At 52.2% G+C, this 20,844-nt stretch carries 13 protein-coding genes; 5 read left to right on the forward strand and 8 right to left on the reverse strand.

Features of this window, described 5'->3' with window-relative positions; genetic code table 11:
- Positions 1-122 precede the first annotated feature (122 nt).
- The 8 genes from MNO13_RS12450 to MNO13_RS12485 form a co-directional block, all read right to left on the reverse strand.
- Complete coding sequence (locus MNO13_RS12450; RefSeq protein WP_133521486.1) at positions 123-1,430, reverse strand: glycoside hydrolase family 10-like protein; 1,308 nt, start codon at positions 1,428-1,430, stop codon at positions 123-125.
- 68 nt (positions 1,431-1,498) lie between these two features.
- Entirely contained in the window at positions 1,499-2,827 is a 1,329-nt protein-coding gene (locus tag MNO13_RS12455; RefSeq protein ID WP_064546675.1) for an HlyD family type I secretion periplasmic adaptor subunit, read from the reverse strand.
- Between the two features lie 2 nt (positions 2,828-2,829).
- The gene (locus tag MNO13_RS12460) at positions 2,830-4,569 is read right to left on the reverse strand and encodes a type I secretion system permease/ATPase (protein WP_241938796.1); all 1,740 of its coding nucleotides are present in this window, start codon (positions 4,567-4,569) and stop codon (positions 2,830-2,832) included.
- A 10-nt stretch (positions 4,570-4,579) separates the two neighbouring features.
- Positions 4,580-9,850, reverse strand: a complete 5,271-nt coding sequence (locus tag MNO13_RS12465; protein WP_241938797.1) for a peroxidase family protein — start codon at positions 9,848-9,850, stop codon at positions 4,580-4,582.
- An 834-nt stretch (positions 9,851-10,684) separates the two neighbouring features.
- Positions 10,685-11,953 (reverse strand): FAD-dependent oxidoreductase, encoded by a 1,269-nt coding sequence (locus tag MNO13_RS12470; protein ID WP_241938798.1) that lies wholly within the window; start codon positions 11,951-11,953, stop codon positions 10,685-10,687.
- Complete coding sequence (locus MNO13_RS12475; RefSeq protein ID WP_121813497.1) at positions 11,950-12,198, reverse strand: (2Fe-2S)-binding protein; 249 nt, start codon at positions 12,196-12,198, stop codon at positions 11,950-11,952. Before MNO13_RS12475 ends, MNO13_RS12470 begins: the two co-directional genes overlap by 4 nt.
- Entirely contained in the window at positions 12,195-13,310 is a 1,116-nt protein-coding gene (locus MNO13_RS12480) for an NAD(P)/FAD-dependent oxidoreductase (protein ID WP_121813496.1), read from the reverse strand. The genes MNO13_RS12475 and MNO13_RS12480 overlap by 4 nt, the downstream gene beginning before the upstream one ends.
- Complete coding sequence (locus MNO13_RS12485; protein WP_133521484.1) at positions 13,310-14,260, reverse strand: 4-hydroxyproline epimerase; 951 nt, start codon at positions 14,258-14,260, stop codon at positions 13,310-13,312. Before MNO13_RS12485 ends, MNO13_RS12480 begins: the two co-directional genes overlap by 1 nt.
- A gap of 276 nt (positions 14,261-14,536) precedes the next feature.
- Between MNO13_RS12485 and MNO13_RS12490 the strand changes: the two genes are divergently transcribed.
- From MNO13_RS12490 to MNO13_RS12510, 5 genes are all read left to right on the forward strand, one after another.
- Positions 14,537-15,382 carry an AraC family transcriptional regulator gene (locus MNO13_RS12490; RefSeq protein ID WP_064546689.1) on the forward strand — a complete coding sequence of 282 codons (846 nt, stop codon included), beginning with the start codon at positions 14,537-14,539 and terminating at the stop codon, positions 15,380-15,382.
- A gap of 195 nt (positions 15,383-15,577) precedes the next feature.
- The gene (locus MNO13_RS12495; RefSeq protein ID WP_064546691.1) at positions 15,578-16,498 is read left to right on the forward strand and encodes a dihydrodipicolinate synthase family protein; all 921 of its coding nucleotides are present in this window, start codon (positions 15,578-15,580) and stop codon (positions 16,496-16,498) included.
- Between the two features lie 60 nt (positions 16,499-16,558).
- Positions 16,559-18,175, forward strand: coding sequence for an aldehyde dehydrogenase (NADP(+)) (locus MNO13_RS12500; RefSeq protein WP_241938799.1), 1,617 nt, complete (start codon positions 16,559-16,561; stop codon positions 18,173-18,175).
- 20 nt (positions 18,176-18,195) lie between these two features.
- Positions 18,196-19,761 carry an APC family permease gene (locus MNO13_RS12505; RefSeq protein ID WP_064546695.1) on the forward strand — a complete coding sequence of 522 codons (1,566 nt, stop codon included), beginning with the start codon at positions 18,196-18,198 and terminating at the stop codon, positions 19,759-19,761.
- Positions 19,762-19,781: 20 nt separating this feature from the next.
- Positions 19,782-20,792, forward strand: a complete 1,011-nt coding sequence (locus tag MNO13_RS12510) for an Ldh family oxidoreductase (protein WP_241938800.1) — start codon at positions 19,782-19,784, stop codon at positions 20,790-20,792.
- Positions 20,793-20,844 lie beyond the last annotated feature (52 nt).

The raw sequence follows: 20,844 nt of genomic DNA on the forward strand, positions 1-20,844 counted from the left end.
GACGCTATCGCTTATCCACCCTACAAAACCCGTTTATTACAATGAGTATTAAAATCAACAATAGCTGTGTCATTAAATAAATATAAACGCCAGATTTACATGAAGCTATTAAATTCAATCAATTAAGATTGGTTCCAGCGCTGTTTAAGATAGTTAACTGCTTCCTGGGTTTGCGGCTGGTTGAGGTAGTTCTCTCTGAACAAAATCGTGCCGTTAATTTGTGGCGTCGACTCATTCAAATCGAGCTGTTTTTTCAGCTCCGGCACCCCGCCACGAACCATCCAGTCCGGCTCATTCTTTGACGGTTCGCCCACTTTGTACAACGCCACGCCGATGTAAAGACGGGTGTTAGTTGGCTTCACCACATCTGCCCACCATTTTGCCAGCACATCATAACGCGCGGCATCGCGGGCAAAAGGCCAGTACAACTGCGGCGCAATGTAATCCAGCAACCCTTGTTGCACCCACTTGCGGGTATCAGCAAATGATTCGTCGTATGCGGCAGCACCTCGCGTATCGGAACCCATTGGGTCGAATGAGCGATTGCGCCATACGCCCGCAGGGCTAACGCCGAATTCAACGCCCGGTTTCAGCTGTTTAATGGTGCGAGAAACTTGTTCGATTAACTGCTGGGTATTGTGGCGTCGCCAGTCAGCTTTTGAGTTAAATGCCAGGCCATACTTTTTGAATGTCTGGTTATCGTTAAGCGCAGAACCTGGTGATTCGGTATAGAAGTAATCATCAAACTGGACACCATCAATATCATAGCCTTTGACGACTTCCGCCACGATGTTGGTTATCCAGTCGCGTGCTTCCGGAATGCCAGGGTCCAACACGTAACGGTCGCCCGCAGTACGAATCCAGTCACGATGCAGGACGTAAACACTCGCCGGATTCAACGACAATGTCTGGTTCAGTTCCGCAAGGGTTCGGGGAGTAGTGTTAGTCGAGACACGATAGGGGTTAAACCAGGCATGCACTTTTATGCCGCGCTTGTGTGATTCATCGAGCATAAATTGCAACGGGTCGTAACCTGGGTCTTGACCAATATTACCGGTAAGCACGTCAGACCACGGTAAAATTTTTGACGGCCAAAGGGCGGTGCCATCCGGTTTAACCTGGAAAAAGACGGTATTAATCCCGAGACTTTTCAGATTATCCAGCTTGTCGGTCAGCGCTTTTTTCTGCTGGTTGATACGCAGCTCTGGGCTGCTGATATTCACCGATGACACTGGAGGCCAGTCGAGACGGGAAACCGTCGCCAGCCACACACCACGCACAGGTTCCTGGCTTTTCGATTTTCCAGGTAGTGAATTTTTAACCCCCGGCTGGAGCGGCGTGACTAAAGACTGTGGGGGTTTAGATGAACAACTTGCAAGTAAAAGAGCAAACGCAACGAGCGCTCCTGTTCGTTTAACGTGTGGCATCATCGTGTGTTCGCTCTTTTATGGCGTCAGAAATCTGGAGCTAGCAAGATTATCAGTAAACAAACAGAGTGTCAGTATTCCTTAAAGGCCAGTTCCAGGCGGGCGAGCAAAGGTTTAAACAGGTAGCTCAGGAATGTCCGCTCGCCGGTTTTTATTGTCACGCTGGCGGGCATACCGGCTTTAATTTTGTAATCTCCCAGTAAATGCACGCCTTCTGTCGAGACTTGTACTTCGGCAAGATAATAGGGCTGCTGGGTAGTTTCATCGATCAAACGGTCGGCTGAAATAGTCAACACATGCGCAGGAACCGATGGCAGTAAAGCATGGTTAAGAGCCGGGAATAACACATCAACCATCAGCCCCGGGGTCAGTTTATCAATGGCATGCACCGGGATTTTGGCATCAATTTGCAGAGGTTGTCCGGCCGCGACAATATCCATTAAATGTTCACCAGGCTGAATAACGCCGCCCACGGTGCTGACTTTGACATCCAGAACGATGCCATCAATCGGCGAGCGGATTTCCGTATTATCCAGCTCATGGCGGGTTGACACCAGTTCATCTTCCAGCATCGCCACTTCTTTTTGTTTTTCTGTTAATTCAGATTCCACTTCGCGCAGGTATTGATGGCGCACTTGATAGGCCTTTATTTTCAATTCATTTTGTTGCGATTTGAGTCTGGCAATATTCAGAATATCTTCCGAGACACTGCCGGATATTTCCGCAGCTTCGCGTTCAAGTACCAGTAATTGCGCTTTGGGGTAGTAGTTCTTCTCACTGAGTGCGCGAATAGCACCCAATTCACGGTTGATCAGATTAGACTGATGATCGCGATAGCTCTTTATTTTATTTAAATTATCAGTCTGCTCGACAAGGCCAACGAGTGTTTCCTGAATCATCGACACTTCGTCCTGGATATTTTTGCGGCGCGTATCAAATAATTTTTCTTGCAGGTTTCTCACTTCTATCAGGCGTTTGTTGGTTGAAAACTGTTGTGTCAGCACTTTGTCGAAGGCAATGGTTTCCAGGCCATCTCTTTCGGCCAATAAACGATCTTCATTACTTTTGGCTGAGATATATTGTGCGTTTAATGCGCTGTAACGCATGTCGAGCTGCATTTTATCCAGCCGCACTAATATCTGGTTCTTTTTAACAATATCGCCTTCTCTGATAAAAATATCGGTAACGCGTCCACCGCTCAGATGTTGAATGGTTTTGCGGTTGCTGGAAACCGTGACTGTACCGTCAGCCACCACACCCGCATCTAAAGGAGCCTGTACCGCCCACAATAAGAAGCCACCGACGCCAAGCATAATGACGACGATCCCCCGCAGGATCGGCGGCCAAATTTGCGTATCTACGCTGCCAGAACCCAGAATTTCGCTTTTAATCTTTTTCATCTTCAGGCCTCTCGTTGCTGTTCGTTATTCGATGAGCCAGAGGTTGCCACCGGTTTTAAAACGTTGGCCTGGCGTAGATTGGCAAAGACCTGGTCGCGGGTGCCGAACTCCTGCACCGCTCCTTCATTGAGCAGTAAGACTTTATTTACGACGCCAAGCAGCGTCGGACGATGCGAGATAATTACGGTGGTTTGCCCCTGGGTTCGCAGGGTATTAATCGCTTTCACCAGCGCGAATTCACCCGCGTCATCCAGATTAGCGTTCGGTTCATCCAGCACGAGGAAAGCGGGGTTGTTATAGACCGCGCGCGCCAGCCCAATACGCTGCCGTTGCCCACCGGACAACTGGTGCCCGCCCGCGCCCAGCGGCGTGTCGTAGCCTTGCGGAAGGCGCAAAATCATTTCGTGAACACCCGCCAGAACGGCGGCGGCCACGATAAGTTCGCTGTCGCTTTTGGTAAAACGCGCGATGTTTTGCGCGATGCTGCCGTCAAACAATTCAACATCTTGCGGGAGGTAGCCGATTGACGGGCCAAGTAACTCTTTATCCCACTGGCAAATATCCGCGCCATCCAGGCGAACCTTACCGGAGAGCGGCTTCCAGACGCCGACTAACAGCTTAGCCAGCGAGGTTTTCCCTGATGCGGAAGGGCCAATGATGCCCAGCACTTCACCTTGTTCGAGTTGAAATGAGATGTTACGCAGCAGAGGGCTACGTTGACCAGGTGCTGCGGCAAACAACGCTTCGACGCTGATATTGCCCTTTGGGCGTGGCAACGTGAGAATTTCCTTCGGTGCCGGGTATTCCTTCAGCAATGTCGATAGCTGCTGCCACGCACTGCGAAATTGCACAAACTGTTTCCAGCTACCGATGATTTGTTCCACCGGGTTGAGGACGCGGCCAAGAATGATGGAGGCGGCAATCATCAGCCCTGGGGTAATTTGACCCCCAATCACCAGTAAGGCACCGGCTCCCAGCGCCACGGATTGCAGCAACACGCGAACAAAGCGGCTCAAACTGTTTAAGTTGACGGTTTTATCGGCAATCTGCGTTTGCAGTACCAGGACTTTGCTGTGTTGTTCCTGCCAGTTGAGTTTCAGCGTAGCGAGCATGCCCATCGCTTCAATGCTATCGGAGTTTTGTAATTGCTTATTGAGTCGGCTGGCATTATTGATGGTCAATGAATGGGCTTGCTGAATAGGGCGCTTAGTGGAAAATTCAGACACTAAGGTGAGGATAAATAATATCAGTATCCCGCCCAGCGCCAGGTACCCCAGCAGTGGGTGGACAATAAACGCGATAAACAAATAAACCGGAGTCCATGGAATATCCAGTAGCGCAAATAAGCTGTTACCGGAAAGAAACTGACGAATTTGGTCTAATTCTGCCAACGCTTGCGCAGGGTTATTTTCGCCGGTTGCGACTTTGCGTTTAAACGCCGCATTAAAGACTAACTGGCTTAATTTTACATCAAGTCTGTTGCCCAACCGGACCATCACACTGGAACGGGCAGACTCAATTAACGCAATCACGATATATAAGCCGACAATCAATAACGTTAACATCAGTAAGGTTGTGGTGTTTTTACTCACCAGAACACGGTCATAAACCTGCAACATATAGATTGCCGGCGCCAGCATAAGCATATTAATCACACAACTAAAAAACAGCAGCGTAATAAATGTGGGCTTCGTTCCCTTTAACGCATTCTTCAGTTCTGTTGGCGTATGCTGGCGCGACATAGTCTTCTCCTTACGCGATCAGTGAGTTATTGCCGTTGTTTGCGGCAAAGGTGTTCGGTAATTCCAGGATAAAATCACCAATATTGACGGTGGTGGCGTTGATGCCAACTAACGTGATGGCATCAGTACCAACGGTCACAATGGTGTTGCCATTGCTTCCGTTAATGACCACGCTGCCGGCAAAAGTATCGGAAGTGATGCCCAGCAAACTCAGGTCGAGGTAATCCTGCCCGCCATTGGCATTACTGTCGAAACCGGTAATACGGTCTTGCCCGAAGCTTGCGCTGAAGGCGAAGATGTCGTCACCCGTACCGCCGTCCATGTTGTCATTGCCAGCCTGACCATTAAGGATGTCGTTGCCGACGCCGCCAGCCAGCACATCAGCACCCGCGCCGCCAATCATGACGTCGTTGCCATTGCCGCCTTGTAGGTTGTCGACACCGTCACCACCATCGAGGAAGTCATTTCCTTGCCCGCCCAGCAACTGGTCGTTTCCGCCCATGCCGAACAAGAAGTCGTTGCCGTTGCCACCGGTGATAGTGTTGGAAAGGGCGTTCCCGGTGCCGATGAAACTGCCTTGCCCGGTGAATGTCAGATCTTCAACGTTATCGGTTAAGTCGTAGCTGCCAAGGTTGGTCTGGACGACGTCCGTTCCGCCATTCACCTCTTCAATGACCATGTCGCCAGCATCATCCACGATATAAGTGTCGTTTCCGGCACCGCCAGCCAGGCTATCGGCACCCAGGCCGCCATCAAGACTGTCGTTACCCACACCGCCGGCTAACAGATCGTCGCCTGCACGACCTTGCAAGGTGTCGTTGCCACCTTCACCACGCAGGATATCGCTCCACGCGGTTCCGACGAGGGTGTTCCCGGTATTCGTGCCAACAATAAGGTCGCCAATAGGCTGGGTGGTGGAAGAGGTCAGGACAACAGGGGCGTTGCCTTCATCATCAACCACGGTCACCACCACCTGCAAAGTCCGGCCAACCATCCCCTGGCCTGGCGTGTAAGTCGCGGCAGTGGCACCGGCAATATTGGTAAAGCCGTTCCCGTTACTCATTCGCCATTGGTAGCTAAAGTTACCGCCGCTCAGGCCGTCAGCATCAGCAATACCGGAGACAACGGCGGTCAGCGTTATGCTCTCTGTTGGCGTTAGGTCGTTGATAACCGGAGTACCGGTGGTTGCTTGATCTCGTGGCATCACAGCCTGTGTTTGCCCGGACACTAAGGTTTCAGCATCGCCCATTCGGTCGTTGAAACTGGCAACCACGCGCAGTGGCGCACCCTGAATGGTTCCAGGAACTCTGAACTCTGCGCCAACTGCCTGATTCAGCCATGTGCCACCGACAAATGCCTGCCATGTCAACGTCATCGCCACATTCGCCGCCAGACCGTTGCCATCCTGCAAGTTAGCGACGTTAACCCGCAGCAGATCGCCCACCTGTGGCGTAGCACTGCTGATGGTGAGATCGCCGACGCCCTGTTGCGCCGTGACCCATAACTGCTCACCGTTACCAAACTCCAGTTTTTCGATGTTCAGCAGGCGGTCAATACCATCATTGAGATTCAATGCGGCATTCGGGGTGGCGTGGTCGACTCTGAGGCTGCCATCCGCCATGCGGGTAAAGGCGTAGTTGCTGCTGACATCGCGGTACACCGCAACATCAGTTTCACTGCCATCACCTTCTTGGAGGATTTCGCGCACAATCGAGAGCTGGTCGGGCTTTAAGGTACCGTTGAGCATGTAGGATTTCAGCTCGTTCATGCTGTCGGCACTGGTCACACCCGGCATCCCGCTGACTGCGATTCGCACGTTCAGCCACGCATCACCATCAATGATGTCGTTACCTTCTTTACCCGTCATGCGGTCGCTACCGCCGCCACCGAGTAAAATATCGCTGCCATCATCAGGGTTAAACAGCACCGCATTGGGGTCAGCGGAGTGTTCAACACCAAGAATGCTCTGTAGCCCGGTGATCCTGTCTGCACCTTCCTGGGTCAGATTATTGGAGAGCGGGGCGCCCTGAACTGGCGCGGTGCCGATAGGGCGTTCTGTCCCGACTAAGACATCGTCATGTTTCCATCCCGATAACCCTTCAACCAGGTCGAAACGGTCGCGCAGAATAAACTCTTGTTGGTTGACGAAAATTGGAATACCGAGGTCAGAGTTTGCGCCGTTCGTGTCGCCTTTATGGATTGCCCAGTCGAAACCGGCCATGCCATTGTTGCGCTGAATCCCCGCACCTTGAACCATGATGTCGTCGCCGGCTTCGCCATCGTAGTCAGTGTCGTTACCCTGGCCGTTCAGTACGTCGTGGCCGATAATCGTGCTGTTGAAGAACAGTTCGGAGTTTTCACCGGTTAGCGAGTCAAACCCGTCACCGCCTTCGAGCCAGTCATCGCCTTCGTTACCCAGCAGCGCATCACCGCCCGAACCACCGAGCACAAAGTCATTATCCCGGCCAGCAAACACTTCCTGTGCATCTTCGCCTACCACCACAAAATCACTGCCGCTGCCGCCGAAGACCAGATCGTTGCCGTTACCGGAGAAGATCACATCGTGGCCGCCATCGCCATGCAGGAAGTCGGCATCACCCACAGGTGTGCCAGTGTCGGTAATAATGTCATCACCGTCACCGCCGTGAACTACGTCGGCTTCATCGCCACCATCAAGCCGGTCATCACCAGCGTCACCCCACAGGCTGTCGATGCCTTTACCGCCGATTAACGTATCGTTGCCCGCGGACCCTCCTAGTACCACGTGCCCATCACCAGTGTATTTAAGATAACCGCCGTCAGCCGCACCATCACCGTCCACATCCTGAGAGGCAGCGCGCCGTGTCATCAGCGGCGTCAACAAGTCTTTAAGCGGGTTACCCCAGGTTGGGTCGGCTTCGGTTTGCAGCGCCTGGTTCACTTCGAAAATATGGTCTGGGGTCTGGAACAGGTTAGCGGGCAGGTGAGATGAACCGATTTCGCCCAGATCGCTGTTGCGCATCACCAGTGCGGAAAACGAGTTGGCTTCCAGCTCATTGAGCATGTTCAGCCCCTGAGCACGGCTCAGGTAGTAGAAGCGGTCGCCGTCTTGCAGCAATTCCATTTGCGTTTCAAAGACAAAGTTGAAGGTTGAGCCGAGCATCCCGCCAAACTCATTTTTGCGCTCCGCTAGCCCGCCAATCCAGAAGTCGACCATATTCAGGCCGGATTCTTTGGTCGCCCAGGCACCGGTACTGTTGAAGAAATCCATCGCATCAGCAGGTGGTGGGGTGTTCGGTCCATCGCCGAACAGCAGGAAGTTCACCGCGGCACGTTTGCCTTCGATGGTGGTGGCACTCAGAATCAACTCATGCTGCCCGTAAGCGGCCATAAAGTTGATGATGGAAGCCGGATTTTTCAGGTAAGTGGTAAAATCAGCCCAGCTGGTATAAGGCCGTAATTCACTGTTAGCGCTTAATTCAAAGAATTGTGCGCGAGCCTGATTCAGGGTCGGCATCGCCGTATCACGGCCTCGGGCAATGTTCAGTGCGCCTAAATCAAGCGGCAGGCCAATCAGGTTATTACGCAGGGCATCGGTAATAAATTCATCAATTTCGTTACCAACTTGCCGCGTCATACCGCGCACAATCGCGCCAATCGCCTGTTCATCAGAAACCGCTTCGCTGTTGATCTGATTAAAGGCCAGCGGGTTGAGGAACGCTTCAATCAGGCCAATATCACCATCTTGCATAGCGATATCGGTACGCGCGACGGTTTCTGTCAGCATTGAGTGGCCAAAGCGGTAAACCACGTGAGCAAACTCAGCAAAGATAGCTGGGTTAATATCCGCACTGTTGGAGAAGACAAACGGGTCAACGGCGGGTTGCACAGTACGCGCAAACTCTTCGAAGACCAAATGCTGATACTGCATTTCTGTGGTGAAACGACCCGCCTGGAATAAGTATTCGCCGTTCCACACCAGGGTGCCGGTATCGGCTGGCAACTCAGTTATCTGGTGTGACGGCATTAACCATTGGTTGATAAGGTCAATATCGCCGGTTCCCAGAATCGTGGTTTTATACTCTTCCACCAGGCGGTTATGTTCGCTGTGGAATACCGCGTGTACTGCGGTTAAACCAATGTTTTCATTGCCGCGCCCGTCACCAGTTATAAAGTGTCGGTCGAGCAGTTCATTATCGTAGGTGCCCGCAGCCTGCTCGCCACCAATCACATTGTCGTCATCAGCCACCAGTCCTTTTGGCGTCGCCGTGTGGGCAATGTCATCAAGAAACGCGTGTCCGGTACGGAAGGTATTCGCGGATAAAGCCTCACCGTTGGCTTCAACCAACCCAGCGGTGGTGACAATCTGCACTTTACCGTTTTCACTTAGGATCAAATTACCGTAGCGGTCGGTTGCCAGCAGCGGAACATTAAACACGTCTTGATCGGTGAGTTTAATACCGAGAATATGTTCAGCCTGGAATTTTACATCAGCCCAGGTTGCCAGTCCGCCATTAACACCACCTAATAAATTACCGGTAGGCTCAGGCTTACCATCAATTAATAGATATTCGCGGATGAATATTTGATGTGAAGGGTGGGAAGTGTAAGTTTGGTTTTGATCGATGAATGGGGTAGTGAGGTTTTTCGTTTCATGATTAGCATCAACTTCTGCCCGGGTTAATATCATGAAATTAGTGGGTGAGTCTTTAACCCATAAAGGGTCATCAGGTTGTAACGGAATAAAGACAATTCCGTTTCCTCCTTTGGGTATCAGATCCAAACCGTGGTCAAAGAACTGGCCGAAGAAGGTCATCCAGCCATTAAAAGCGGGGGATAGCCCGACATCGGGAGACAAGTTAGGAATCGACAAGCTGCCATTATCGGATTCTGTACCACCCCCTGGGGCATCAGCTAGACCTTCGTGTGCTTCGACTGCTGCGGGGTTTGAATTGGTTTGATCGGATATTAAGTTACTGATAATACGTGGGTCTGCATCGACAACCATGCCTCCGATTTGGGTATAACTGGTTGACGCATCCGCATCTTGCCAGTTTAACGCGGTTAATCTTGGCATGGTTTGGTCGGCGGAACCGTAGAGCTCCTGACCTGGCAGAAGGTTATTCCAGGAACCATCGACGGTGCGCAATCCATACGGCAATAATGGGCTGGAAACAGCATCGCGTAGTACATCACCATTGATAGTGCCATCTGGGTTTGTCGCGGCTTCAGATATTTTTATCTGCTTAAGGATAAAAGCAAGATCGTGAAGTGTGACAGTAAAGTCATATTGTGAGGCCATAGATAATTACCCCTATGTTTACCTTTTATAAGCTATCATCACTCGTTTCCGCCATGTTTGAAAATTGACAGATGAATGAACCGTATTCATAAAACAAATTAGCTGTGTGTAATAAATTGGCTAAATTCCTTTTTATTTAATTTAGAATATCGACGACCTGTTTTGAGTAATTCTCCTTGTATAATACTTAGCGCGGTAAGTTTATTTCATCCATTTACGACAAGCATTCAGGCAAGTTCCAGGCGGCTTCAGCCCTTTGAATCTGCAAATGAATTCAAAGCGATTGGATTTATAAAGATAAACATTACCGAGCTTGATGGCGTATTGAGATTTCAATCTCACGTTACATTTTTTTATAATTATAACTATGGTTTTTCTTTGAATTACGTCTCTCATACTTTTTTATTACAAATAATTAAATCTGTAATTATTTTGTCACACAGCTTACACGAAAGGTTTTTTTAGTATCAGCGAGGTCGATGCTAAGAGGACGTTATTTAAATAAAACAGGGGTGATGGCTAATTAATATTTAATCTATCACATTGATTTTTATTGGTTATTGTTTTTACCAACTGGTCTTAATAAATATCATCATTCATTGAAAACCCAAATAGGAAAGAGTCTCATTCGCTGTGAAAAAGAAGGGCTTTTCATTTCTTTACATTCGCATTTAACTTAAAGTTTGTTTTTTGTACGCTGCTTTATTAATAACCTATAACCAGAATAACCATAAAAGGGTATTGGTCGTATTTTTAAAATAGAAAAATAGGGGGTGGATATTGAGCCCCCTGAATAACGTTCCAGTTTTCCGGACAGGGAAATGAAACATTCAATTATTCAACATCATCAGCCTGCCGGGGAGTGAGTACCGCCAGTGTTTCAAGCCGCACTGGTGTTAACGGCACTCTCGGCTGCGGTATCGGCCAGTCAAGCAGGTAACGGGCGGCGGTGGCGCAGATTTTCCCCTGGCACGACCCCATCCCACAGCGGCTATTGAGTTTGCAGGCAGTCCAACCGGCCTGGGTATTGATTTGCCCCAGCGTCACATCTTCACAGCGGCACATAAAAGTGTCTGCGGCACCCAGAGTTTTAAGTGCCGGATTTAGCAAAAAGGTTTGGCTGACTGCGGTGGCAAAACGTTGCCATTTGCTGCGTTTTGCCAGCAATGCTTGCGCAGCCGCTGTATTACCATTGGCAGCATATCCGGCAATTGTGCCTTCCACCAAAGCGAGTTCACTTCCACCCACACCGGTGCATTCACCAGCCGCATACAGGTTGGCAATACTGGTTTGCTGCCATTCATCAACGGAAATGGCTGCATTTTCTATCCGGCACCCCAACAACATGGCTAATTCGATATTGGCTACCAGCCCAAATCCGCAGGCTAAACGATCACAAGCTATGGTTCGAATTTGTCCACCTTGTTGGACACGAACGGCGGCAAGCCGCTGCTGGCCTTGCGCTTCCAGCACATAACTGTTTGGGCGATAGCATCGGTTAATTAAACCTAATGACTGCCGCACTTTCGCAGGCCACTGCCACAGCCCTTTGGCGAATGTGACGAGTCTGCTCATCGCGGCTTGTTCGGCCAGCAACGTGACTTTACCGCCCGCTTTACTGACGCTGTCGGCAACCGCCAGTAGCAACGGCCCGCTTCCGGCTATCACCACCCGTTCGCCACGCAACGATAAGCCGTTTTTGATTTGTGCCTGTAAGCCACCGGCACCTGTCACGCCCGGTAAAGTCCAGCCAGGGAAGGGCAGTAACAGTTCGCGCGCGCCACAGCATAAAATTAACCGTTGGTAGTCGATAGTCCCGCAACCTTTGTCATTTTCGTACAACAGTTGCTGTGGCCCGCTTTGCGCCACCACTTTGCTGCCGTTGAGCAGGGTAAAGTGTTCTAACGCATCAATGGCTTGCCGATATTGGCGGGCGAGAGCGGGTAACTCGACTTCAGGCCCATCGCGCCAGATTTGCCCGCCAGGACGCGGATTATCATCAAGCATCACGATTCGTTGCTGGCTTTCACCTGCCGCCAGCGCAGCGGCCATTCCGGCAGGGCCAGCGCCGATAATCAACACGTCGCATTGCAGGTTATTCATTTATTCCCACTCCGTTCGATTCTCATCTCGGGCTGGCACAAAGTTTGGCAGGCCAGTCGTTGCACACCATCAATGATGACCCGGCATTCCTGACACACACCCATGCCACAGAAAGCCGCTCGCGGTTGTTGGCTGACGGAAATTCGGCAGTAATCTTGCCCGCTTAAGCTGAGTGCTGCCGCCACGGTGATGCCTTCTGGTACCTGATAAGGTTGTCCGGCGAGGGTTAAGGAGATCAGTTTCATAAGAGGCACTCGTCTGTGGCGAACATACGCGCAGCCAGATAAGGAGTGTCATCAATGGCGGTGCGCTGTTGTTGGATTTGCGCGGCAATCAATGCCGCACTGCCCATCGCCGTGGTGACGCCAAGACCTTCATGTCCGAGCGCCAACCACAGCCATGAATAATCCGGATGGGGACCAAGCAAGGGAAGGCCATCGGCCGACGCTGCCCTAAACCCCGCCCAGCAGCGGATGATGTTCATTTTTGCCAGCTCGGGCAGGTAGTCTGTAGCGCGTTTAAGCATGGTGGCGAGCAAAGGCATGTCGATGGCTGGGTTGAGGGTGTCAAACTGGCGTGAGGAACCAATCAGCAATTGGCCGGTTGGGCGAGCCTGCACGTTAAAGGCCACGGATGTGCCGTCGGAAGCATGCGCACTGGCTCCATAACCTAGATCCACCAGTTGGTGTTTTACCGTGTGTGGATAGCGGTCGGTGATCGCCAGTTGGCCTTTTTTGGCTCGCAGTAGCGGCGTTGCCAGCAGTTTGTCGGCCTGTAAACCACAGGCTAAGGTGATAACCGGTGCGCTAAATCGCTGCCCACTCGCCAAAACCACCGACTGCTGTTCCAGTGCTACGACTTCACCGTAAATCCGCTGGACGGCTTGCCCCGCATCGTCAACCAACCAACGGGCCGCATTCGGGGCGTAAATAATGCCATCTCCCGGCACGCGCAAACCACCGGCTAATCCGCCACGTAGCATCGGTTCAAGTTGTGCCACCTGTTGTGGGGTCAGAAGTTCACTGTTCACGCCAAATGCGGCCATCCGTTGCTGTTTAACTTCCGCAATCGCCATTTCTTCGGGCTTTTCTGCCAGCCACAAGGTACCGCAGTCGCGCCAGGCGCAGTCTTCCGGCATACGGTCGACCACGCTGCGCCACAAATTCAACGAATAACTACTCAGCGCAAGTTCAGCGGGGTTGTCATCCATACACACCAAATGCCCCATGCCAGCAGCGGTCGCGCCAGGGCGTTGGTCGTCAACCAGCAACACCCGTAACCCTTGTTGTGCTAACTGCCATGCGCAGGCCGTACCGATAATACCCGCGCCAATGACAATCGCATCGGCGGTCGCCATTAACGTATCCCCCAGGCAAACGGGTCGCGTTCATCCAGTAACAATTGGCTATCGGCACAGACAAAAGCTTGCCCGCGAATAAACGGTGTCACTGTGTTTCCGGCATTGGGCTGGTAATAACCGCTGAACTCACTGCCGATCACGCTGGCCTGGCGCCAGATTTCACCTGGTAATAATTTGCCATCTGCGGCCAGGCAAGCCAGTTTGGCACTGGTTCCGGTGCCACACGGCGAGCGGTCATACGCTTTGCCAGGGCATAAAACAAAATTGCGGCTGTCGGCCTGTTCGTCGTCGCAGAAGAGTTCAATATGATCGATAACTCCGCCGTCTTCCCCGTAAATCCCCGCGTTTTCTAGCGCCTGGCGTACCGTCCAACTGAAGGCGGTTAGGGCTTCAATATTGTTAGTGGCGATGCTCAAGTGATGGTCGCTGATGAGGAAGAACCAGTTTCCCCCCCAGGCAATATCTCCGGTAACTTCGCCATAGCCTTCAACAGACACGGCGACTTGCTGGCGGTAACGATAAGCGGGGACATTTTCGATAGTTACACTGCCATCTTCATGCAACGTTGCGCTCACCGTGCCAACCGGGGTTTCAATCTGGTGTTCGCCCACAGCAATGTGACCAAGATACGCCAGAGAGGTGATGAGCCCAATGGTGCCGTGGCCGCACATGCCGAGATAGCCGCTATTATTGAAGAAGATCACCCCGGCGGCGGCGTGTGGAGAGCAGGGCTGGCAGAGCAACGCGCCCACTAATACATCGTTGCCACGCGGTTCCAGAATGATAGCACTACGCCAGTCATCATAATGTTCAGCGAAAAGCGCTTTACGCTCAGCCATGCTGCCACGGCCCAGGTCGGGAAAACCATCGATAATCAACCTGGTAGGTTCACCACCGGTGTGGGAGTCAATCGCGCGTAATGCGATGAAAGGGGATGCAGGTGTCATGGGTGTCTCTCAATGGTTAATTAAATGTTACTAATAGATTAAGACTGACCGAATCCCGCCATCACGGCTTGACCTTTTTCGGCAACGGCGATGCCGAAATCAGCACAATGCAAAATGGCCTAAGCCCACATCACGTAACTCACCATTGAAAGAACAAAAGTTTGTGGCAATCCGCATATTCGCTATAACGCGCTTGATAAGTTAAAGAAAAGTTAATATTGATCCAATGGAGTTAAAAATAACCCACTGCAACCACTCGCGGGAAAAGGTATTGCGATGCAATTAATCCCTGGTTTGAAGGCTCCTCCGCAGGCTCCCTGTCTTCCTGAGCCAGAAGCGGAAGAGTGCTTTGCTGTCGATCAACTCAAATTGCTCTGTGATGGACTGGCACAGCAGCGCCCCAGTTCGTTACGTAGTATGTTGAATTCACTGGCATTGATTGCCCCGCTGCTAAACGCTATTCCCAATGTGGTGTTCTTTATTAAAGACAAGCAGGCGCGCTATTTGCTGGCGAACCTCACATTAGCCAAACGTTGTGGTTTTAAAACGGTGACACCGCTATTAGGTAAAACGTCGGCAGATGTTTTCCCGACCCAGTTAGGTTCAGGCTATACCGAGCAAGATCTTCGGGTATTACATCACGGTGTGCAGATTCAGGATCAGCTTGAAATGCACCTGTACAGTGGCCGTGAAACCGGCTGGTGTCTGACGCAAAAGCTGGCGCTGTATGACCGGCAGGGCAAGATTATCGGCATGGCCGGGATTTCACACGACTTGCAGGAAGCGAAGGCCAATCACCCGGCTTATCAACGCCTGGCGGCACTGGATGTCTATATCCGCCAGCATTATGACCGGCCAATCGCAATGGATGAGTTAAGGGCGCTGACCGGTCTTTCGGTTGCGCAAATTGAGCGTTACTGCAAACGTATTTTCCACCTGACGCCGCGCCAGATGATCCACAAAGTCCGGCTGGAGAAGGCCACCGAACTGTTAGCCAGCGATCTGCCGATTACCGATATCGCTATCCAGTGCGGTTATACCGATCACAGCGCCTTCAGCCGCCAGTTTAAAGCCATGACCGGCTCCACCCCTCGCGATTTTCGTGCCACGTTAGTTCCCTAATCCCCTGAAGTTAATACTTTTATGATGTGGCTGCGTCAGTGCTTTTGCTGCGCGCAGCCCGCTAGCATTGTGCCAATTTCGTCCTCGCATTCGGTGAAAACCGTCAAGCCGCTACTGAGAAATCAGGTCAATCTGTTCTCGAATTTCACCAAATATTAACCATCAATTAACAATTCAGGCGAAAGGACAAACACGATGAGCCATAAAGCGATTAACTGGAGCGGTGTGTTCCCTGCGGTCAGTACTCAATTTCGTAACGATTATTCTCTGGATCTTGATGCCACCCATGCGGTGATTAAAAACCTGGTCAAAGACGGTGTGTCTGGCCTGGTGGTTTGCGGCACTGTCGGTGAGAACACCTCCATGACGATGCAGGAAAAACTGGCAGTGATCGAGGTGGCGAAAGACGCCGCACAAGGCAAAGTGCCTGTTATTGCAGGGATTGCCGAATTCACCACTGCCTTTGCACAGAATATGGCGCGTGAAGCAGAAAAAGCCGGTGTCGACGGCGTCATGGTGATGCCAGCACTGGTTTATTCATCCAAACCACACGAAACCGCCGCACATTTCCGCAGTGTAGCCAGTGCCACCAACCTGCCGATCATGGTTTACAACAACCCGCCAATTTATAAAAACGATGTCACGCCAGACATCCTGACCACGCTGGTCGATTGCGACAACATCGTCTGTTTCAAAGACTCCTCTGGCGATACCCGCCGCTTTATCGATTTACGCAATGCGGTAGGTGACCGCTTCGTGCTATTCGCCGGACTGGACGATGTGGTACTGGAAAGCCTTGCCGTGGGTGCAGAAGGGTGGATCTCTGGCATGTCGAATGCTTTCCCACGCGAAGGGGAAACCTTGTTCCGCCTGGCGAAGCAAAAACGCTTCGAAGAAGCCCTGGCACTGTATAGCTGGTTTATGCCGTTACTGCATTTGGATGCCCGTCCGGACCTGGTGCAGTGTATCAAACTGTGCGAAGAGCGCGTGGGCCGTGGCAGCGCGGTGACCCGCCCACCACGTTTGGCATTGCAGGGTGAAACTCTGCAAGAGGTGACGGCAATTATCGACGCCGCTCTGGCTAACCGTCCGACTCTGCCTGACGTCGGCCTGTAATCCTCCATGACGGCCCGGCATTTCACCGGGCTTTATCGGGCAATCGAACAGGGGAAACCGATGCCGACTCACAGCACTTACAACCTTAGCGGTAAACAGTTTATTGCCGGGCAGCGGATAGCCAGTGGTGACGCCGAACTCATCAGCCTGCGGGCCGATAATAATCAACCAACTGGTTATCGTTTTTATCAAGCCAGCCCGGCAGAGGTGGATGCCGCAGCACAAGCTGCTGCCCAGGCATTCAATATTTATTCACAAACCAGTGCCGAGCAGCGCGCTGATTTTCTGGCGGCTATCGCCGATGAGCTGGATGCGTTGGGAGAAGACTTTTTTGCTTTTGCCGCACAGGAAACCGCTTTGCCTCTCGCTCGTCTGAACGGTGAGCGCGGCAGAACCAGCGGGCAGATGCGTTTGTTTGCCGAACTGTTGCGCAGTGGCCGCGTGCACGCGGCAAGGATTGATTGCGCATTACCAAACCGAACTCCGTTGCCGCGACCTGATTTACGGCAGTACCGCATTGCACTTGGCCCAGTTGCAGTGTTTGGTGCCAGCAACTTCCCGCTGGCGTTTTCTACCGCCGGTGGCGATACCGCTGCTGCGTTGGCTGCCGGTTGCCCGGTGGTGTTCAAGGCACATAGCGGCCATATGATCACCGCTGAGTTGACCGCGCAAGCGATTGAGCGTGCAGTGCAAAAACAGCAGATGCCAGCGGGCGTTTTCAACATGGTATTCGGCGGCAGTATCGGCGCAGACTTAGTGAAACACCCGGCAATCCAGGCGGTGGGTTTTACCGGTTCATTGCAAGGTGGCAGGGCATTATTTGATTTAGCGATGCAGCGCCCACAACCGATTCCGGTGTTTGCCGAAATGTCGAGCATCAACCCCGTGGTGGTTATGCCACAAGCGCTGGCTCAGCGTGGCAAACAGATAGCCCAGGAGTTGGTTGCCTCTTTCACGCTGGGCTGCGGCCAGTTCTGCACTAAGCCAGGGCTAATTATTGGCCAGCGCAGCGCGGCCTTCAGCCAGTTGATCGCCGATTTGCAAAACCATGTTAGTGCTTGCTCACCACAACCAATGTTGAATGCCGGTACCCGCGACCATTATCTGAGTGGTTTGCAAGCATTAGAAAGGCATCCGCAGCTTCGGCATTTGGCAGGGAGCCGGGAAGAACAAGCCCATCTGGCGGTCGCTCAGTTGTATCAGGCCGAAAGCAATTTGCTTCTCAACGCCGACCCTTTGTTGCAGCAAGAAGTCTTTGGCCCGGTGGCCATAGTGGTGGAAGTTGCCGACCGGCAGCAGTTGCTTGCCGCGCTGGATAACCTGCAAGGGCAACTGACCGCCACGTTATTGGCCGATGAAGAAGACCTGGCTGAGGCGAGTTCACTGGCGCAATTACTCACCCGTAAAGCGGGGCGAGTGTTGTTTAACGGCTACCCAACCGGTGTGGAAGTCTGTGAAGCCATGGTGCACGGCGGCCCCTATCCGGCGACTAGCGATGCGCGTGGTACCTCGGTCGGAACCCTGGCCATCGAGCGTTTTTTGCGCCCGGTCTGCCTGCAAAACTACCCGGCCGCACTGTTACCGCCAGCATTGCAGGACAGCAATCCGCTGAATCTGCTGCGCTTAGTTAACGGTGAATACACTCGCGCAGCCCTCCATTCGCCTGCCGGTCAATAAATCATTGGAAAGGTACTACCATGACAACACAGGGCAAATTTAAAAAGCAGCTGACCCTTACCGATCTGACGTTTATCGGTTTGGGTGCAATTTTTGGTTCCGGATGGTTGTTCGCCGCCAGTCATGTTGCTTCCATCGCGGGGCCGGCAGGGATCTATTCGTGGTTGATTGGCGGCGTGGCCGTGCTGTTACTCGGCATTGTTTATTGCGAACTGGGTGCTGCACTTCCTCGCGCCGGTGGCATCATTCGTTATCCGGTATTTTCCCACGGGGAACTGATGGGGTATTTGTTGGGGTTTATCACCCTGATTGCATTTTCCAGCCTGATCTCGATAGAGATCGTTGCCGCCCGGCAATATGCCGCGGCCTGGTTCCCGTCGCTAAGTAAGCCTGGTTCCGGTGACCCCACAATGATCGGTTGGGTGGCGCAATTCATCTTGCTGTGTATTTTCTTTGTGCTGAATTACTACAGTGTCAAAACCTTTGCTAAATCCAATAACCTGATCAGCATCCTCAAGTTCATTGTGCCGGTACTGGTGATCGTGGTGCTGTTCACATTCTTCAAACCTGAAAACTTACACAGCCAGGGCTTTGCGCCATTTGGTTCGGCCGGAGTGGAAGCGGCAATTTCTGCCGGTGGCATCATCTTCGCGTATCTGGGGCTGACGCCGATTATTTCGGTGGCCAGCGAAGTACAAAACCCGCAGAAAACTATCCCGATCGCTCTGATTTTGTCGGTGGTGCTTTCCACGATTATCTATGTGCTGTTGCAACTGGCCTTCCTCGGCAGTATTCCTGCCGATTTGCTGAGTGGTGGCTGGCAAGGTATCAGCCAGCACTTTTCGCTGCCGTACCGTGATATTGCCGTGACGCTAGGGATGGGGTGGTTGGCCTTCCTGGTGGTGAGCGACGCGATTGTTTCGCCAAGCGGTACTGGCAACATCTATATGAATGCCACGCCGCGCGTGATCTATGGCTGGGCGCGGGCAGGGACATTCTTCAAAGTTTTCACCCGTGTTGATGGCGAGTCGGGTATTCCGCGTCCGGCGCTGTGGTTAACGTTCGGGCTTTCTATCTTCTGGACGTTGCCGTTCCCGTCATGGGAAAAGTTAATTGGCGTCGTTTCTGCCGCACTGGTTCTGAGCTATGCCATTGCTCCGGTTACCGCCGCTGGTTTGCGCCGCAATGCGCCGGATATGCCGCGTCCGTTCTTTGTCAGAGGCTTTTGTGTATTAGGGCCGGTGTCGTTCATCATTTCGGCATTGATCGTTTACTGGTCTGGCTGGAATACCGTGTCCTGGCTGCTTGGCCTGCAAATCGTGATGTTCTTTGTCTATATTCTGTTTAAAAATAAAGTGCCGACTCATAACGTTAGCCTTAAGCAGCAGGTCTGGTCCTCACTGTGGTTGATCGCGTTCTACGCGTTGATCATTGTGGCTTCTTATCTGGGCAGTTTTGGCGGCATTAATGCGATTGGTCACCCGTGGGATACCTTACTGGTGGCGGGCATCGCACTGCTGATTTATTACTGGGGTGCTTACACTTGTTTGCCTAAGGCGAATTTCGTCGGGGATGAAGAAGAGTGATGCTAAGGGAGGAAAGGGCAATGACATCAACCGTTAAATTGACTCTGGTAGAGGCTTATCAACTGGCGTATCAAGCTTTGCTGCGTAATGGTTTCAGCGCCGCACATGCCGACGCGGTGGCAAAGAACGTCACCGCCGGAGAGCGCGATGGCTGCCATTCTCATGGTTTGTATCGGGTGCTGGGATGCGTTCGCTCATTGAAAGCAGGGAAGGTAGCAGCAGATGCGGAGTCGACCCTCATCGACAACGCGCCAGCGATTTTACGTGTCGATGCGCAGGGTGGTTTCTCGTTGCTGGCTTATCAAGCGGTATTGCCTGTATTTATCGATAAAGTACGTCACTGCGGTATTGCTGCGCTGGCTATCAACCATTGCGTTCATTTTTCTGCGCTGTGGGCAGACATTGAGCCGCTGACCGAGCAAGGATTGGTGGCGCTGGCCTGCACCCCAAGCCATGCCTGGGTTACACCCGCTGGCGGGAACCAACCGCTATTTGGCACCAACCCGATAGCTTTTGGTTGGCCACGCCAGGGTAAAGCACCGTTTGTGTTTGATATGGCGACCAGCGCTGCCGCACGCGGTGAAATTGAACTGCATCGCCGGGCGAATAAACCGTTACCTGAAGGCTGGGGAATCGACAGCCATGGACAACCGTCTACCGACGCCGCCAGTGTGCTGCAAGGTGCCATGCTGACATTTGGGGGGCATAAAGGCTCGGCATTGGCGGCGATGGTCGAACTGATTGCCGGGCCATTGATTGGTGATATGACCAGTAAAGAATCTTTGGCATACGACCAACAGAGCGGTTCTTCGCCTTATGGCGGAGAACTGATTATTGCCATGGATCCTGAGCGTTTTCTGGGTGCGGATAAAGAGATGCATTTAGCCCGAGCAGAAGTTCTCTTTAACGATATGGCCGCACAAGGAGCCAGAATCCCAGGCGAGCGGCGTTTTAAAGCGCGTCAACACAGTGAGCAGTTCGGTGTGGAGTTGCCGCTGGCGTTATATGAAGAGATAGTGGCGTTGAGTTAGTCACTTCAACGGGCTTCTCACCAAATCGTGAGCTATCACCCTGTAAAACAAC

This window comes from Buttiauxella ferragutiae (genome assembly GCF_022637515.1).
GTDB lineage: Bacteria > Pseudomonadota > Gammaproteobacteria > Enterobacterales > Enterobacteriaceae > Buttiauxella > Buttiauxella ferragutiae.

Excerpts from the sequence above, each read along its gene's own strand:
- MNO13_RS12450 (WP_133521486.1), bottom strand. The coding sequence starts at position 1,430 with ATGATGCCACACGTTAAACGAACAGGAGCGCTCGTTGCGTTTGCTCTT.
- MNO13_RS12455 (WP_064546675.1), bottom strand. The coding sequence starts at position 2,827 with ATGAAAAAGATTAAAAGCGAAATTCTGGGTTCTGGCAGCGTAGATACG.
- MNO13_RS12460 (WP_241938796.1), bottom strand. The coding sequence starts at position 4,569 with ATGTCGCGCCAGCATACGCCAACAGAACTGAAGAATGCGTTAAAGGGA.
- MNO13_RS12465 (WP_241938797.1), bottom strand. The coding sequence starts at position 9,850 with ATGGCCTCACAATATGACTTTACTGTCACACTTCACGATCTTGCTTTT.
- MNO13_RS12470 (WP_241938798.1), bottom strand. The coding sequence starts at position 11,953 with ATGAATAACCTGCAATGCGACGTGTTGATTATCGGCGCTGGCCCTGCC.
- MNO13_RS12475 (WP_121813497.1), bottom strand. The coding sequence starts at position 12,198 with ATGAAACTGATCTCCTTAACCCTCGCCGGACAACCTTATCAGGTACCA.
- MNO13_RS12480 (WP_121813496.1), bottom strand. The coding sequence starts at position 13,310 with ATGGCGACCGCCGATGCGATTGTCATTGGCGCGGGTATTATCGGTACG.
- MNO13_RS12485 (WP_133521484.1), bottom strand. The coding sequence starts at position 14,260 with ATGACACCTGCATCCCCTTTCATCGCATTACGCGCGATTGACTCCCAC.
- MNO13_RS12490 (WP_064546689.1), top strand. The coding sequence starts at position 14,537 with ATGCAATTAATCCCTGGTTTGAAGGCTCCTCCGCAGGCTCCCTGTCTT.
- MNO13_RS12495 (WP_064546691.1), top strand. The coding sequence starts at position 15,578 with ATGAGCCATAAAGCGATTAACTGGAGCGGTGTGTTCCCTGCGGTCAGT.
- MNO13_RS12500 (WP_241938799.1), top strand. The coding sequence starts at position 16,559 with ATGCCGACTCACAGCACTTACAACCTTAGCGGTAAACAGTTTATTGCC.
- MNO13_RS12505 (WP_064546695.1), top strand. The coding sequence starts at position 18,196 with ATGACAACACAGGGCAAATTTAAAAAGCAGCTGACCCTTACCGATCTG.
- MNO13_RS12510 (WP_241938800.1), top strand. The coding sequence starts at position 19,782 with ATGACATCAACCGTTAAATTGACTCTGGTAGAGGCTTATCAACTGGCG.